Raw genomic sequence first — 15,290 nt, forward strand, 5'->3', positions numbered from 1 at the left:
TCGGCGGGTTTTTTCGTTCTGGTGTCTACACAATCAGGAGTCAGAAATGAGCCAAGTCACTGTACGTTCCGTGGTCTATCAGATTGACGGCCAAGCCTATGAAGGCCGCCTGGCGTTCGACGCCGAGCATAAGGGCGCGCGCCCGGGTTTGCTGATGGCGCCGAACTGGATGGGCGTCAGCGCCGGTGCCGAGGACATCGCCAAAGCGGTGGCGGCCAAGGGTTATGTTGTATTGATCGCGGATGTCTACGGTCAGACCGTGCGTCCGCAAAATGCTGATGAGGCGCTGGCAGCGATGATGCCGCTCAAGGACGACCGCGCGCTGCTGCGCAAGCGTCTGCAAGTGGCCTTCGAGCAATTGCAAAGCCAGGGCGAAGCGGCGGTTGATACGTCGAAACTGGCGGTATTCGGTTTCTGCTTCGGTGGTTGCTGCGCGCTGGACCTGGCCCGTACTGGCGCGCCGGTGAAAGCGGCGGTGTCGTTCCACGGCACGCTGGATTCGCCGAACCCGGCGGATGCACAGAACATCAAGGGCTCGGTGCTGGTGCTGCATGGCGCATCCGATCCGTTGGTGCCGAAGGAGCAACTGCCGGCGTTCGAAGATGAAATGAACGCGGCCAAGGTCGACTGGCAGTTGCTCAGCTACGGCGGTGCGGTGCACTCGTTCACCGATCCACACGCGAACGTGCCGGGCAAGATGATGTACGACGAAAAGATCGCCAAGCGTGCGTTCAAGTCGATGCATGATTTGCTGGATGAATTGTTCAAGGGCTGATTGCCCTCAGATCAAAAGATCGCAGCCTTCGGCAGCTCCTACATGAATCCGGTGTAGGAGCTGCCGAAGGCTGCGATCTTTTGCTTTAACGGCTTGCCGGTAGTTCGATCCGCTCGACTTCCCCTGGCACCGTCGGCCAATCCCCGGCCGCCCATTTGCGCCGTGCTTCATCAATCGCCGCCGGATCACTGGCGACGAAATTCCAGTTGATCCGCCTCGGCCCGTCCAGCGGCGCGCCGCCGAACACCACCGCGTGCACATCGCTTTCAGCAAACAGACTCATTTCTTCGCCAGCGGGCAGCACCACCAGCGCATGCGGCTCGATCGCGTCGCCATTCAATTGCGCATCACCGCTCAACACATACACCGCGCGTTCTTCATGCTCGGCCGGAATCAGCAATGTGGTCGCGGTCTGCATCTTCACTTCGGCATACAGCGTAGGAGAAAGCACCGGCACCGGCGATTCAAGGCAAAAGCCCGACCCGGCAATCATGCGAATCTGCACGCCAAGGTTATCGCTGACCGGCAACGTCGCTGCCGGGTGATGGCTGTAATGCCCCGGGCCCTGTTCGTGTGCCTTGGGCGAGGCCAGCCAGACTTGCAGGCCGTGCAGGGTAAAAGTTTCGGCGAGCAGCGGCACAGGCGTACGCTCGACGTGGGCGATGGCGCTGCCTGCGGTCATCCAGCTGACATCGCCAGCGCCGACCACCTGATCGGAGCCCAGACTGTCCTTGTGCTGCAGTTGTCCTTCAAACAAGTAGGTGAGCGTCGACAGACCGATGTGCGGGTGCTGTCGGATATCCATGCCTTTGCCCGTCGGATAAATCGTCTCGAGCATGTGGTCGAAAAACACGAAAGGCCCGACGTTGCGGCATTTGGCTGACGGCAGCGGGCGCAGGATCGGCTGGCCTTCTACGTCTTCGGCGCGCGGGCGGATGATCAGGAGTGGCATGTCCATGGTGCATTCCAGGCTGAGCGGGTGATGCCAGAAGCATAACCCGCCGCTGGCATCGGGAGGATTATTGGCTGTCAAAGCCTTGTGGCGCGTGGGTTTCGATGGTTACTTCGCTGGTGGTCATCAGCTTGTGAATCGGGCAGCGATCGGCCACACGCAGCAGTTCCTCGCGCTGGGCGTCGGTCAATACGCCTTTGAGCGTCAGGGTGACATGCAGGGCGTATTTGCCTTTCTGCTCTTCGCTGTTGTCGCGCTTGACTTCGACACCCACGCCGGTCAGTGGGATGTCTTTTTTCTTCGCGTACATCTTCAGGGTCAGCGCTTTGCAGGCGCCGAGGGCGGCGTCGAAATAGTCGTGCGGCTCCGGCGCGGTGCCTTCGCCACCGGCGGTTTTCGGTACGTCGGCAAACAATTCGTGGTCGTCGATCTGGACGGTATGACGAAAACCTTCGGCAGAGACGGTATTGACGGTGACAGTCATGGAAACCTCACAGGCGGCAGGAAAAATCGTTGGATCAAAACAGACCTTGCAGTTATAGAGCATTCCCAGCGGTTCGCGTTCCGCTTTTCGGCGGGGATGAACCCTTGTCGTCAGGGCGCGGTCTAGGCTATGCCCATCTGCCGGAGATTACTTGTGTCCTTGTCTCGTCTGAGTCTTGCCTGTCTGCTGCTGTTCGTTGGCAGTGCCGGCGCCCGCGAATACACCTACAGCGATGCGCACCTGCATTACGTGGATTTTTTCCAGGAAAGCGCCGGCATGCAGAAATTGCTCACGGCCATGAAGGAAAACTCCATCGAGCACGTAATGATTTCCGGCATTCCCGTGGCGAAGAAATGGCATGAAGATGAACCCAAGCGCCCGCGTTATTACGCCGGTGATGACGCCGATGCCTATTGGTACAGCGCCACCGATGTGATCATTGCCCACGCGGTGGAAAAACTCGCGCCGGAGCAGCGCCAGTACTTTCATCCGTTCCTGTCTGGCTTCAATCCCAACGACAAGAATTCCGCCGCGCATATCCAACGCATGCTCGATCTTTATCCGGGGCTGTGGCAGGGCATTGGCGAAGTGTTTACCCGGCACGACGATCTGACGGCGCTGACCTCCGGCGACACACCCAGGGCTAACAACGAGGCCATGACCAAGATCTATCATCTTGCAGCTGAAAACGATCTGCCGGTAATGCTGCATTCCAACATCACCTCCAAGCGTGAGAAAAATCCGCTGTACTTGAAGGAAGTCGAAGAGCCGCTGCGCAATCACCCGCACACACGATTCATCTGGGCGCATGCTGGCACCAGCGCGGAAATTCATCGGCACCAGACGCAGTTGCCGTTCTTGTTGCCCACCCTGACGCGCATGCTTGAGGCCTATCCGAATCTGTTCATCGATCTGTCGTGGAGCATGCTCACCCCGTACCTGCTGGACGAGCAGGGCAAGCCGCGTGCGGAGTGGCTGGCCCTGGTGGAGAAATATCCCGATCGCTTCATGCTGGGCTCTGACGTGGTAGGACGATTCAACAAGCTCGGTAAGGAAATGCACAGCTACAAACCTTTCCTCGATGCGCTGCCGGAGGCGGTTGCACGCAAAGTCGCAAGAGACAACTTCCTGGCGATATTGCCGCGCAACGCAAGCCAACCCGCGGATCAGCGCTGAAACGTCAAACCGCGGGTTCGAACCAGCCGCTCGTCTGCCTGGCGCCTATTCGTCTTACGCAATTTCAGCGCAATGCCGATACCTTCTAAAGCAACCCGCTGCAGGTGATGCAGCGCTTTTTGGAAGGAGCCAGAGTCATGAATATCCGTAGTCTCAATATTGCCCCGCGCGCCGGTCTCGGTTTCGGCCTGCTGGCGTTGATGGTGTTTGCCCTTGGGGCGTTCGCCTTGCTGCAAATGTCGAACATGCGTGCGCAGTCCGATGAGGTCGACAACAACTGGCTGCCCAGCGTGATGGCGGTCGGGGAAATGAGTCAGGACATGCTGCGTCTGCGCGCATTGACCATGCGCCTGTTGCTCAATCGCGACCCCAAGGCACTGGAGCAGAACGTCGCCAAGCTCAACGAACTGCGCAGTGGCTTGAGCGAAGCGCAGCAGCGCTATGACCGGTTGATCGCCTTGCCTGAAGAGCGCGCGCTGTTCGATCGCTTCAAGGTTGCCGAGCACAAATACCTCGAGCTGCAGGCACAAGTCCTACAGCTCTCGGCGCAGAATCGGGTCGCTGAGGCCTCGGCGATTCTCAATGATCAGATGAGTCCACTGGCCGATGAGATTGCCGTGACTCTGCGCGATCTGGTCGAGATGAATAAACACAACGCCAATCTGGCCACCGAGGCTGCACGCTTGGTATTCAGTCAGTCACGGGTGTGGGTCGGGGTGATGATCGCCATGGCCGCACTGATCACCATTGGCCTGGCATTGCTGCTGACACGCAGCATCGTCGTGCCATTGTCGCAATCGCTCAGCGTGGCTGAAGTGGTGGCCAGCGGGGATTTGACCGGTGACATTCACATCGCTGGCAAAGACGAACCGGCGCGCTTGCTGCAAGCGCTGAAAAGCATGCAGCACAATCTGCGCGACACCATTCGGCGCATCTCCGAGTCGTCCACTCAGTTGGCCTCGGCCGCCGAAGAGCTCAGCAGCGTCACCGAAGACGCCACTCGCGGCCTGCATCAGCAGAGCCAGGAAATCGAACAGGCCGCCACCGCAGTCAACCAGATGACAGCAGCGGTGGAAGAGGTGGCGAACAATGCCGTGGCTACGTCCGAAGCTTCCCGTGAGTCCGACCGCATCGCCCGCCAGGGGCGTGAGCAGGTGCAGCAGACGGTGACGTCGATCGAGTTTCTGGCCGGCGACGTCACCAATAATGCGGCGCAGGTTGAAGCGCTGGCGCAAAAGGTTCACGGCATCAGCAAGGTGCTGGACGTGATTCGCTCGATCGCCGAACAGACCAATCTGCTCGCCCTCAACGCCGCTATCGAAGCGGCACGCGCCGGTGATGCCGGACGTGGTTTTGCGGTGGTCGCCGATGAGGTGCGCGCCTTGGCTCATCGCACCCAGCAGTCGACGCAGGAGATCGAGCAGATGATCGGCGGGATCCAGCAGGGCACTGATTTGGCAGTCAGCTCGATGCAGCAAAGCAACGCCCGGGCGCGCTCGACCCTGGAGCTGGCTAAGGGCGCAGGTTCGGCCCTGGAGGAAATCGCTTCGGCGTTTACCTTGATCAACGAGCGCAACCTGGTGATCGCCAGTGCCTCGGAAGAGCAGGCCGCAGTGGCGCGCGAGGTGGATCGCAATCTGATGAACATCCGGGATCTGGCGATGCAGACTTCGGCGGGGGCCAATCAGACCAGCGCGGCGAGTCAGGATCTGTCGCGCCTGGCGGTGGATCTGAATGGGATGGTGGCGCGGTTTTCTGTCTGAATCAGCAGGCGACGAAATCCCTGTAGGAGCTGCGGCACGCTGCGATCTTTTCAAGATCAAGATCAAAAGATCGCAGCCTCGTTTCACTCGTCAGCTCCTACAGGGGCGAAAGCTGCGGGCAAATAAAAAGCCCCGCATTCGCGGGGCTCGTTGTTCTTGCGATGGATCAGCTGCCTTTGACAGTCTTGCCGTTGACCGTGCCGTCCTGGAGCATGATGTTGTACTCCTTGCCGTCAGTCTCGACCTGTTGCAGGCGCACCAGCAGGTAATCCCAGTCCTTGGCGAACCACAGCACGGTGATGCGCTTGCTTTGTGTCGGGTCGCGCACGCGTTCGACCTTGATCGCGTCGATCTGGCCGGCCTTGGTGTCGACCTTTTCCGAACCCAGTACGCGGAAGTCGTAGGTATCGACTTCGCCATCATCGACGACCTGATAGCTCATGCTTTTCTTGCCGGCGGCGACGTCGTGCTGCAGTGCCAGCTGGTAGGTCGACTTGTCGACCATGCCACGGTTCAGCGGGATCTTCACCGCATCGCCACGGTCGGTACCGGTCACCAGCTTGTTGGCCCAGTCGAAGTCCAGATCAGCCTTTTTCGCTTTGCCCAGACCACCGCGTTCGAAGTGGTAGGACTGCGGCAGCAAGGTGTCCTTGTCCAGCTTCAGGGTGCTTTCTTCGGTCAGACTGGCGATCATCATCGACGCCTTGAAGCTGAGTTTCCAGACGCCGTTGGCTTCCTTGGTCAGGCTGCGTTCGGCAGTGCCGCTCATGGGCAGCTGCTTCCAGTCGGCGGTGTAGCTGGCGGAGAACGGTTGAAGGTCCGCTGCCTGCGCGAAGGGCAGGGCGAGCAGAGCGCAAGCGAAGAGCAGGGCGCGACGCATAATATCTCCTAATTTCGAATCAAGTGGCCGCTGGCGGCGAGTAGCTGGCCGTCGAGTAAAGCACCCTGGTCCCCGAGGGTCAGTCTGCCTTCGGCAAACCAGCGTACCGCCATCGGATAGATCAGGTGTTCCTGAACGTGGACTCGTTGCGCCAGACTCTGCGGCGTGTCGTGCAACTCTACCGGTAATACTGCCTGTACGACCAGTGGTCCGCCATCGAGTTCCTCGGTGACGAAGTGCACGGAGCAGCCATGTTCCGTGTCGCCGGCCTCCAGCGCACGCTGATGAGTGTGTAACCCTTTGTATTTGGGCAGCAGCGACGGGTGGATGTTGAGCAGGCGACCCTGATAGTGGCGAACGAAACCAGCGCTGAGAATGCGCATGAAGCCGGCCAGTACCACAAGTTTCGGGTTGAATTGGTCGATCAGTTCGATCAGCGCGGCATCGAAGGCCTCGCGGCCCTCGAATGCCTTGTGATCCAGCGAGCGGGTGGCGATACCCGCATCGCGGGCGCGTTGCAGGCCGTAGGCGTCGGCGCGGTTGGAAATCACCGCAGCGATGCGGACCGGGCTGTCGCCGGTCCGCGTGCTGTCGATCAGAGCCTGCAAGTTACTGCCGGTGCCGGACAACAGCACCACGACATCACAGGGCTTTGGCATCAGTGAGCCTTGAGGTTCTTCAGCTCGACCTGCGCAGCGCCCTCGGCGGCCACGGCGATCTGACCGATGACCCAAGGCTGCTCGCCAGCGTCACGCAGAGTGTTAAGGGCAACTTCGACGTGCTCCTGAGCCACGCAGATGACCATGCCGACGCCGCAGTTGAGCACGCGGTGCATCTCGGTTTCGTCAACGTTGCCTTTCTCTTGCAGCCAGTCGAAGACGGCCGGGCGAGTCCAGCTTGCCACGTCAACCACTGCTTGCGCGCCTTTTGGCAACACGCGCGGGATGTTGTCGAGCAGGCCGCCACCGGTGATGTGGGCCATGGCCTTGACCGCGCCAGTGTCCTTGATCAGCTTGAGCAGTGGCTTGACGTAGATGCGGGTCGGGGCCATCAGCAGGTCGGTCAGCGGTTTGCCGTCGAGCTGGGTGTTCTCGATGTCGGCGCCGGAGATTTCGATGATCTTGCGGATCAGCGAGTAGCCGTTGGAGTGCGGGCCGGACGATGGCAGGGCGATCAGGGCGTCACCGGTGGCGACTTTCGAGCCGTCGATGATTTCCGCTTTTTCCACGACGCCGACGCAGAAGCCGGCCAGGTCGTAGTCTTCGCCTTCGTACATGCCTGGCATTTCAGCGGTTTCGCCGCCAACCAGCGAGCAACCCGACAGTTCGCAGCCAGCGCCGATGCCGGTAACCACTTGGGCAGCGGTGTCGACATTCAGTTTGCCGGTGGCGTAGTAGTCGAGGAAGAACAGCGGCTCGGCGCCGCACACCACCAGATCGTTGACGCACATGGCGACCAGGTCGATGCCGATGCTGTCGTGCTTGTTCAGGTTCAGCGCCAGACGCAGCTTGGTGCCGACGCCGTCGGTGCCGGAGACCAGCACCGGCTGCTTGTAGCCGGCCGGGATTTCGCAGAGGGCGCCGAAACCGCCCAGGCCGCCCATGACTTCCGGGCGCGCAGTGCGCTTGGCGACGCTCTTGATGCGTTCGACCAATGCTTCACCGGCGTCGATGTCTACACCGGCGTCCTTGTAGCTCAGGGAGGGTTGCTTGCTCATGATCCAGGCCTTTAGGGGAGGGGATTCAGGGGGTAACGACCGAGTTCAGCGGGAACATCGAACTCGATGGGCGATCGCCTCACACGAGTTTCGAGGGGCCCGGCTGTTGCCGGTCTGCGAAGGCGCGCGATTTTATCAGGCTTGAGGGGCAGCGGCCATCCTCGCACCGACGGGCAGGGCCATATCGGCGGAAATTTTTTGCAATCGCTGCGTATGACTGCCTGTATAAGGTGTGGCGATTAACCGTCTATCGTTAGGAGTGTGCAAAAACTTACCGCCACCGTGTGAATGTTTTGCGAGAGCTGGGGGTCACAGCCTTGCTCAAACGGTTCACGCGGCGTGTTCCAGCCGCTCCTGTCGACGGGAATTTTCCATGCGTTTTTGTAAATTATTGTTTGTAGGCTGCCTGACACTGGTCAGCCTGGCGAGCCATGCCGAAAACCTCAAAGGCCTGTACCAGGTCCGTCAGCCGGTCAACGGCCAGGCAGTGGAAGAGCGCGATCGCGCCACGCAGGCCGCGCTCGATACCCTGGTGCTGCGCCTGACCGGCGACCCGAAAGCCGCGCAGAATCCGGGGCTGGCGCCGATTCGCAAGGATCCGCAGCAGATCATCAGCCAGTTCGGTTTCGACGCCGGGCCACCGGAAGTACTGAAAGTCGACTTCGATCCGGCAACCACCGAGCAGGCCCTGCGCCGGGCCGGGTTGCCGGTGTGGGGCGCCAGTCGGCCGTCGATCCTCAGCTGGTGGCTGAACGATTCAACCGAAGGTGCGAGTCTGGTCGGTGATGGTCAGGCCGCAGCCTCAACATTGCGCACAGCCGCGCAACATCGCGGTTTGCCGCTGCGTTTGCCGCTGGCGGATCTCAGCGAACAACTCGTCGCCACTGCGCCGGCGCTGGAAAGTGCTGATCCCGCGCCCCTGCGCAGTGCTTCGGAACGTTACAACGCTGACGCCTTGCTCGCGGTGCACGCCCGCGAAGAGGGCGGGCAGTGGCAGGCCAAATGGCGCTTGTGGCTGGGTGATCAGAAAGAGGCCGGCAGCGTGCAGGGCGCCGATCAGGCCGCCGTTGCCGATGCGGTAATGCTTGCGGTGGCCGAGCGGCTGGCGCCGCGATTTGTCGCCAAGCCCGGCGCATCGGGTCAGCAGACGCTGGAAGTGCAGGGCATGAATCTGGAGCATTACGCGGCGCTGCTGCGGTTACTCGAACCGTTCGGTGTGCGTCTGCAAAGCGTACAGGGCGATCGCATCGTCTATCGGGTCAATGGCAGTGCTGACCAGTTGCGCGCGCAATTGTCGCTGGCGAAGTTGCAGGAGTTGCCTGCCGAGGCGCCGGCTCCATTGGCACCTGTGCAGCCAGCAGTCGAGGGTGCGCCTGCGGTTGTAGCGCCAACCCCGGCAGCGGTGGCACCGTCGTTGCGGTTTCGCTGGTAAGTCTTTCCTTATATAGAAGCATCAGGAGTGGTAAATGGCCGATACGCGGCGTTGGTTCTGGCTCGGTGGGGTAGTCCTGCTTTGCGCGTTTGTATGGTTGCTGCACCCGATCCTCACGCCGTTTCTGGTCGCGTTGTTGCTGGCATATCTGTTCGATCCGCTGGTGGATCGTCTGGAACGGCTCGGTTTGTCGCGAACCTGGGGCGTGATCGCCGTGTTCGCGTTGTTCACCTTGATCGTCACCGCATTGATGCTGGTGCTGGTACCGATGCTCGCAAAGCAGTTGCTGCGTTTATACGAGCTGGCGCCGCAGATGCTCGACTGGTTGCAGCACACCGCTGTGCCGTGGGCGCAAGCGAAATTGGGTTTGTCGGACGGTTTCTGGAAATTCGACAAGGTCAAAGCCGCGATCAGCGAGCACATGGGTCAGACCACCGACATCGTCGGCGTGGTGCTGAGTCAGGCCACCGCCTCGAGTCTGGCACTGATCGGCTGGCTGGCGAATCTGGTATTGATTCCGGTGGTGAGCTTCTACCTGTTGCGCGACTGGGACGTGATGATGGCCAAGATCCGCAGCCTGCTGCCGCGTGATCGCGAAGAGCGCGTGGTGGCGCTGGCGGGTGAGTGCCACGAGGTACTCGGCGCATTCGTGCGTGGCCAGTTGCTGGTGATGGTTGCGCTGGGGGTGATTTACGCGGCTGGCCTGATGATCGTCGGTCTGGAGCTGGGGCTGTTGATCGGCCTGATTGCCGGTCTCGCGGCGATCGTGCCGTACATGGGTTTTGTCATCGGCATCGGCGCGGCATTGATCGCCGGGTTGTTCCAGTTCGGTGGCGATCTGTACCCGATGGTCGGGATTGTCGCGGTGTTCATGGTTGGTCAGGCGCTGGAAGGCATGGTGCTCACGCCGCTGCTGGTCGGGGACCGAATCGGCCTGCACCCGGTGGCGGTGATCTTTGCCATCCTCGCGGGTGGCGAGCTGTTCGGGTTCACCGGCGTGCTGCTGGCGCTGCCGGTGGCGGCGGTGATCATGGTGCTGGTGCGGCATGTCCACGTTCTGTACAAGGATTCCGAGATCTACAGCGGCGTCGACGAACCCGAGCTGTAATGAAGCAGGGCGGCCCGGCGCTTCGCCGGGCTGGCCTGTGGCCTGCACGCGAGGGCGCCAGAGAATCCTTCACAAAACCGGTGCGTCAACGCAAACCTTTGATTTTGCTTGGAGTCTGTCGCATTGTGCGCTCAGCCTCACGGGTATAAACTTCGCCAACTTTACACAGAGGCCACTAACGGTTCCTTTGAGAACTGTTCAGTCAGCATGAAACCGATTCAGCTGCCCCTAGGTGTGCGTCTGCGTGACGACGCCACCTTCATCAACTACTACCCAGGCGCCAATGCCGCTGCACTCGGCTATGTCGAGCGCCTCTGCGAAGCCGACGCCGGGTGGACGGAGAGCCTGATCTACCTGTGGGGCAAGCACGGCGTCGGGCGCACGCATCTGTTGCAGGCAGCTTGCTTGCGCTTCGAGCAGATGGGCGAACCGGCGGTGTATCTGCCGCTGGCCGAGTTGATGGACCGCGGCGTGGAAATCCTCGACAACCTTGAACAGTACGAACTGGTCTGCCTGGATGATTTGCAGGTGATCGCCGGCAAGGCGGACTGGGAAGAGGCGATGTTTCATCTGTTCAACCGTCTGCGTGACAGCGGCCGGCGCCTGCTGATCGCCGCGTCCACTTCGCCGCGCGAATTGCCAGTGAAGCTGGCTGACCTGAAATCCCGCCTGACCCTGGCGCTGATCTTCCAGATGCGCCCACTTTCCGATGAAGACAAATTGCGTGCGCTGCAATTGCGCGCCTCGCGTCGTGGTCTGCACCTGACCGATGAGGTCGGGCACTTCATTCTCACTCGCGGCACGCGCAGCATGAGCGCGTTGTTCGATCTGCTTGAGCAACTCGATCAGGCTTCTCTGCAGGCGCAACGCAAGCTGACCATTCCCTTTCTCAAGGAAACCCTGGGCTGGTGATAGTGGGCTTTTGCCAGCTTTCAGGCGCCAGAAAACCCTGTTCCAAGGGTCGCTTCACCGGCCAGGCGGTTTAAGCGCTTAGATGTAAACGCGAAACCGGGAAGTCACATAAAGTTCGATTGAATTTGCAAATGAGGACGATAGCGGGCATAGTCTCGGCTTCTTTACAACTACCAGCCACGGTCGTGCCCATGCTAAAGCGCTTCGCACCCCTCGTGCCTCTCGCACTCGTTACCCTGTTATTCGGTTGTGCTGCTCATTCTCCGGTTCAAGAGCCGCCGCAACAGGTCAAGAATTCTGCTACTGCCCAGTCCTCCGTTATTTACCAGGAAGAGCTGGACACCGAAAAAGAACTCAACCAGTTCAACGGCAGCAAGCCTTATCAGCTGCCTGTGCTGGCTGACAGCATCCTGGAACGCGGCATGTCCCTGATCGGTACCCGTTACCGGTTCGGCGGTACCTCTGAAGCCGGCTTCGATTGCAGCGGTTTCATTGGTTACCTGTTCCGCGAAGAGGCCGGCATGAACCTGCCTCGCTCCACTCGCGAAATGATCAACGTTGACGCGCCGCTGGTGTCGCGCAGCAACCTTGAGCCGGGTGATCTGCTGTTCTTCGCCACCAATGGTCGTCGCGGTCGTGTCAGTCACGCCGGGATCTACCTGGGCGACAACCAGTTCATCCACTCCAGCAGTCGTCGCAGCGGCGGTGTTCGCATCGACAGCCTCGGTGACAGCTATTGGAGCAAGACCTTCATCGAAGCCAAGCGTGCACTCGCCATGGCGCCGACCGTGGTCACCGCTCGCAAGTAACCTGCATGTCGCTGCGTTCGCGGCGACAAAACGGTCCGGCAACGGAGTAGACGTAAACTTTACAAGGTGAAGTTAAAGTCTTACTTGAAGTTTGCCGCGTAGCCGCTAGAATCCTGAATCTATATTGATGGCAAACCGCCTGCGTGATGACGCAGGCGGTTTTGTTTCTGCCCATTCTGCAGAGAAAGCCGCAGCCAGATCAGGATGTTCTGCTTATGACGATGTCGGCCCGCCTCACCTTGATCATTTGCGCCGCGCTGCTCAGCGCCTGCGCCAGCCGTACACCGCCGCCAGCCCCCGTGGTTCGCGCGCCGATCGTGTTCGGTCCTTCCCAGGCTGTTTCCCCCGTTGCCGAAGACGTGCTGTTCCGTGCCCTCGGCCTGGTCGGTACGCCGTATCGCTGGGGCGGCAACACGCCGGATTCCGGCTTCGATTGCAGCGGCCTGATCGGGTTTGTCTACCGCGACGCGGCAGGGATTTCGCTGCCACGCTCGACCCGCGAAATGATCGTCATGCAGGCGCCGAATGTTGGCAAGGAAGGCTTGCAGACCGGCGACCTGATCTTCTTCGCCACCAATGGCGGCTCGCAGGTCAGTCATGCGGGGATCTACGTAGGCGAGGGGCGCTTCGTGCATGCACCGGCCACGGGCGGCACGGTCAAGCTCGACAGCCTGTCGAAGACTTATTGGCAGAAAGCCTATTTGAGCGCCAAGCGAGTGTTGCAGCCGGGGCAGTTGGCGCATAACCCTTAGTAAGGCAACACAAAAACCAATGTGGGAGCGAGCTTGCTCGCGAAGGCGGTGTGTCATTCAATTCAACATTGACTGATCCGACGCTTTCGCGAGCAAGCTCGCTCCCACAGTTGTTATGTGTCGAGCGGTAAGTTATTTGGCAGAAGACACTCGCCAAATTTTGTTCCCGACATCATCCGCCACCAGCAAGCCACCTTGCTGGTCGATCACCACGCCCACCGGGCGGCCCAATGCGTTCTCGTCCTTGTCGAGGAAGCCGGTCAGCACATCCACCGGTTGCCCGGTCGGTTTGCCGCCAGTGAACGGCACGAAAATCACCTTGTAGCCACTGTGCGGTTTGCGGTTCCACGAGCCGTGCTGGCCAATGAATGCGCCTTCCTTGAATTGCGCCGGCAGGCTGTTGCCCTCGGCGAAGGTAAGGCCCAGCGAAGCAGTGTGCGGGCCAACGGCATAATCCGGCGCGATGGCCTTGGCCACCAGATCGAGGTTCTGCGGTTTGACCCGCACATCGACATGTTGTCCGTAGTAGCTGAACGGCCAGCCATAGAAACCGCCGTCCTTGACCGAGGTGATGTAGTCCGGCACCAGATCGCTGCCGATTTCGTCACGCTCGTTGACCGCCGTCCACAGTGCGCCGCTGGTGGGTTCCCAAGCGAGGCCATTGGGGTTGCGGATGCCCGAGGCGAAGATCCGGTGATTGCCGGTTGCGCGATCGACTTCCCAGATAGCCGCGCGGCCTTCTTCCTGATCCAGACCGTTTTCGCCGACGTTACTGTTCGAGCCGACGGTGACGTAGAGCTTGTTGCCGTCCTTGCTGGCAATAACGTTTTTGGTCCAGTGGTGATTCAACGTGCCACCCGGCAGGTCGACGACTTTGATCGGCTGGGTCTTGATCTCGGTGGCGCCCGGCTCGTAGTTGAAGCGCAGCAGGCGGTCGGTGTCGGCGACGTACAAATCATTGCCGACCAGCGTCATGCCAAACGGCGAATTGAGGTTCTGCAGAAACGCCGTGCGGGTTTCTGCGACGCCGTCGTGGTCGGCGTCGCGCAGCAGGGTGATGCGGTTCGGGCTGGGTACGCCGGCACCGGCCTTGCCCATGACTTTCTTCATCACCCAGCCGCGAATGCCTTTGCTGTCATCGGGCTTGGGCGGCGCGTTGGTTTCCGCCACCAGCACATCGCCGTTGGGCAGCACATACAGCCAGCGCGGATGATCGAGGCCTTCGGCAAACGCGGCGACCTGAGTGCCGGCCGCTGCGGTCGGTTTCGTGCCTTGCGGCCAGCCCACCGCCGGGGCGATGTTCACCGTCGGAATCAGCGTCTTGTTCGGTTCGGGCAGTTTAGGCGACGGTCCGGTGCCGTCGGAGACTTGCAGGCTGGAGGTTTCACCGCAGGCGGCGAGCCCGCCAGCGACGGCGATGATGAGAGCGAGTTGGGCCTTGCGCATTGCTGATCTTCCCTATGAATGCATTCCTAATCATAGAGGAGGGCGCAGGCCCGATGGTTCAACTGCTCAACTGCGGGCTTCCTTGAACAGTACGGCGATGCCTGGATGATAGTTGCCCGCGTCGCTGCGCAATTTGCGATAGGCGTAGGGGAAATACCAGGCCATCGCGCAGGTGTGCTCTTTTTGCAGGTCATCGACCATATCCTGCAGCTCTTCGGGACTGGCGCTGTGCTGGACTTTTTGCGGGGCAATGAACAGGCAGCCGAGCTTGAGATCGCTGGCGTAGCTGATGCGCTTGGCATCAAGGGTGATGTCGAGCAAGGCCTGGCTCAGGTTGAGGTTGTTGACCCGTGGCCAGCGTTGCGTGGCCTGAATGAACGCGCGGTCTTCGCTACCGGCAATCAGCAGATTGGCGCGGGCGTTGCGTTCGCCTTCTTCGTTCTGTTTGCGTGTAGCCGTGTCGCTCAACGTCACCATTTCAGCCATCCACGCCGCTGCCGAGAGCAGGCCGAGATTGGCTTCTTCGTCGTGCCAGTAAGGCGTGTCGTTGTCGCCGCGCACGCTGTTGTAGCGATCGATACAGTCAAACCAGCGTTCCAGCACCGGGCGCAGGAATTCCAGGCGGGGATTGCTGATGATCATGCCTTGCATCGTCGTCATCCTTATTGTTGTTGTAGATGTTTCGAGAAAACATGGCTCTTTGATATCACTTGTCACAGTTTGGCACAAGGTTGCCGCTGGATAATTAATCAGCGGCACTTATTCGCGCTCGAGACGCCTGTTTAATTGACGCTCCATCCCCAACCCTCTAACCTTCGCCGCTTGTTTCAGGTGCTCTGTGACCCAGTGTCGACAGAGTGAAACAGGGAAGCCGGTGAGGGTGGACTTCAAGCGAAGCCACGACGATCCCGGCGCTGCCCCCGCAACGGTAAATGAGTGAAGACTGCGCCTTGAGCCACTGCCTCGAAAGAAGCGGGAAGGCGCGCAGTCCGGCAGATGCCGCTCATGAGCCCGGAGACCGGCCTGATCCATCTCAGCGGCATCACGGTGGGCGATGCCAGGCTTTTTGCCGTCTATTCTTGTG

15 protein-coding genes and 1 riboswitch are annotated in these 15,290 nt (G+C 60.4%); of the genes, 8 read left to right on the plus strand and 7 right to left on the minus strand.

The window, feature by feature from the left end; genetic code table 11:
• The first annotated feature begins 46 nt into the window (after nt 1–46).
• Nucleotides 47–775, plus strand: a complete 729-nt coding sequence (locus tag J2Y90_RS14000) for a dienelactone hydrolase family protein (RefSeq protein ID WP_253500481.1) — start codon at nt 47–49, stop codon at nt 773–775.
• A gap of 85 nt (nt 776–860) precedes the next feature.
• Here J2Y90_RS14000 and J2Y90_RS14005 read toward each other — a convergent pair whose 3' ends face one another.
• Together J2Y90_RS14005 and J2Y90_RS14010 are read right to left on the minus strand one after the other, a co-directional pair.
• A complete protein-coding gene (locus tag J2Y90_RS14005; RefSeq protein ID WP_253500482.1) occupies nt 861–1,733 on the minus strand; it encodes a pirin family protein in 873 nt (290 codons plus the stop codon).
• A 61-nt stretch (nt 1,734–1,794) separates the two neighbouring features.
• Nucleotides 1,795–2,211, minus strand: coding sequence for an OsmC family protein (locus J2Y90_RS14010; protein WP_186551036.1), 417 nt, complete (start codon nt 2,209–2,211; stop codon nt 1,795–1,797).
• A gap of 129 nt (nt 2,212–2,340) precedes the next feature.
• Between J2Y90_RS14010 and J2Y90_RS14015 the strand changes: the two genes are divergently transcribed.
• Together J2Y90_RS14015 and J2Y90_RS14020 are read left to right on the plus strand one after the other, a co-directional pair.
• Nucleotides 2,341–3,387: an amidohydrolase family protein gene (locus tag J2Y90_RS14015; protein ID WP_253500483.1), complete on the plus strand. Its 1,047-nt coding sequence runs from the start codon at nt 2,341–2,343 to the stop codon at nt 3,385–3,387.
• Nucleotides 3,388–3,524: 137 nt separating this feature from the next.
• On the plus strand, nt 3,525–5,150 hold the full coding sequence (locus J2Y90_RS14020; RefSeq protein ID WP_253500484.1) for a methyl-accepting chemotaxis protein: 1,626 nt from the start codon (nt 3,525–3,527) through the stop codon (nt 5,148–5,150).
• 166 nt (nt 5,151–5,316) lie between these two features.
• Here the strand turns inward: J2Y90_RS14020 and J2Y90_RS14025 are convergent, their stop codons facing one another.
• Genes J2Y90_RS14025 through purM form a run of 3 tightly spaced genes read right to left on the minus strand, consistent with a single transcriptional unit; the run spans nt 5,317 to nt 7,747 of the window.
• The gene (locus J2Y90_RS14025) at nt 5,317–6,030 is read right to left on the minus strand and encodes a DUF3108 domain-containing protein (protein WP_016773693.1); all 714 of its coding nucleotides are present in this window, start codon (nt 6,028–6,030) and stop codon (nt 5,317–5,319) included.
• 8 nt (nt 6,031–6,038) lie between these two features.
• On the minus strand, nt 6,039–6,689 hold the full coding sequence (gene purN / locus J2Y90_RS14030; RefSeq protein WP_253500485.1) for a phosphoribosylglycinamide formyltransferase: 651 nt from the start codon (nt 6,687–6,689) through the stop codon (nt 6,039–6,041).
• Nucleotides 6,689–7,747, minus strand: coding sequence for a phosphoribosylformylglycinamidine cyclo-ligase (purM, locus tag J2Y90_RS14035; RefSeq protein WP_253500486.1), 1,059 nt, complete (start codon nt 7,745–7,747; stop codon nt 6,689–6,691). The genes purN and purM overlap by 1 nt, the downstream gene beginning before the upstream one ends.
• A 373-nt stretch (nt 7,748–8,120) precedes the next feature.
• On the opposite strand from purM, the gene J2Y90_RS14040 reads away from it, so the two are divergent.
• The 5 genes from J2Y90_RS14040 (at nt 8,121) to J2Y90_RS14060 (ending at nt 12,760) form a co-directional block, all read left to right on the plus strand.
• Nucleotides 8,121–9,179 (plus strand): DUF2066 domain-containing protein, encoded by a 1,059-nt coding sequence (locus tag J2Y90_RS14040; protein ID WP_253500487.1) that lies wholly within the window; start codon nt 8,121–8,123, stop codon nt 9,177–9,179.
• A gap of 34 nt (nt 9,180–9,213) precedes the next feature.
• Entirely contained in the window at nt 9,214–10,287 is a 1,074-nt protein-coding gene (locus J2Y90_RS14045) for an AI-2E family transporter (RefSeq protein ID WP_253500488.1), read from the plus strand.
• 207 nt (nt 10,288–10,494) lie between these two features.
• A complete protein-coding gene (gene hda / locus J2Y90_RS14050; protein ID WP_007919828.1) occupies nt 10,495–11,199 on the plus strand; it encodes a DnaA regulatory inactivator Hda in 705 nt (234 codons plus the stop codon).
• Between the two features lie 191 nt (nt 11,200–11,390).
• The gene (locus J2Y90_RS14055; RefSeq protein ID WP_016773699.1) at nt 11,391–12,008 is read left to right on the plus strand and encodes a C40 family peptidase; all 618 of its coding nucleotides are present in this window, start codon (nt 11,391–11,393) and stop codon (nt 12,006–12,008) included.
• Between the two features lie 215 nt (nt 12,009–12,223).
• Nucleotides 12,224–12,760, plus strand: a complete 537-nt coding sequence (locus J2Y90_RS14060) for a C40 family peptidase (protein ID WP_253500489.1) — start codon at nt 12,224–12,226, stop codon at nt 12,758–12,760.
• A 132-nt stretch (nt 12,761–12,892) separates the two neighbouring features.
• On the opposite strand, the gene J2Y90_RS14065 is transcribed toward J2Y90_RS14060, so the two are convergent.
• Together J2Y90_RS14065 and J2Y90_RS14070 are read right to left on the minus strand one after the other, a co-directional pair.
• Nucleotides 12,893–14,206 carry a PQQ-dependent sugar dehydrogenase gene (locus J2Y90_RS14065; RefSeq protein ID WP_253500490.1) on the minus strand — a complete coding sequence of 438 codons (1,314 nt, stop codon included), beginning with the start codon at nt 14,204–14,206 and terminating at the stop codon, nt 12,893–12,895.
• A gap of 66 nt (nt 14,207–14,272) precedes the next feature.
• Complete coding sequence (locus J2Y90_RS14070) at nt 14,273–14,857, minus strand: hypothetical protein (protein ID WP_253500491.1); 585 nt, start codon at nt 14,855–14,857, stop codon at nt 14,273–14,275.
• A gap of 161 nt (nt 14,858–15,018) precedes the next feature.
• Nucleotides 15,019–15,247: riboswitch (cobalamin riboswitch) on the plus strand.
• Nucleotides 15,248–15,290: the final 43 nt, after the last annotated feature.

The organism is Pseudomonas koreensis (genome assembly GCF_024169245.1).
GTDB classification, from domain to species: Bacteria; Pseudomonadota; Gammaproteobacteria; order Pseudomonadales; family Pseudomonadaceae; genus Aquipseudomonas; species Aquipseudomonas koreensis_F.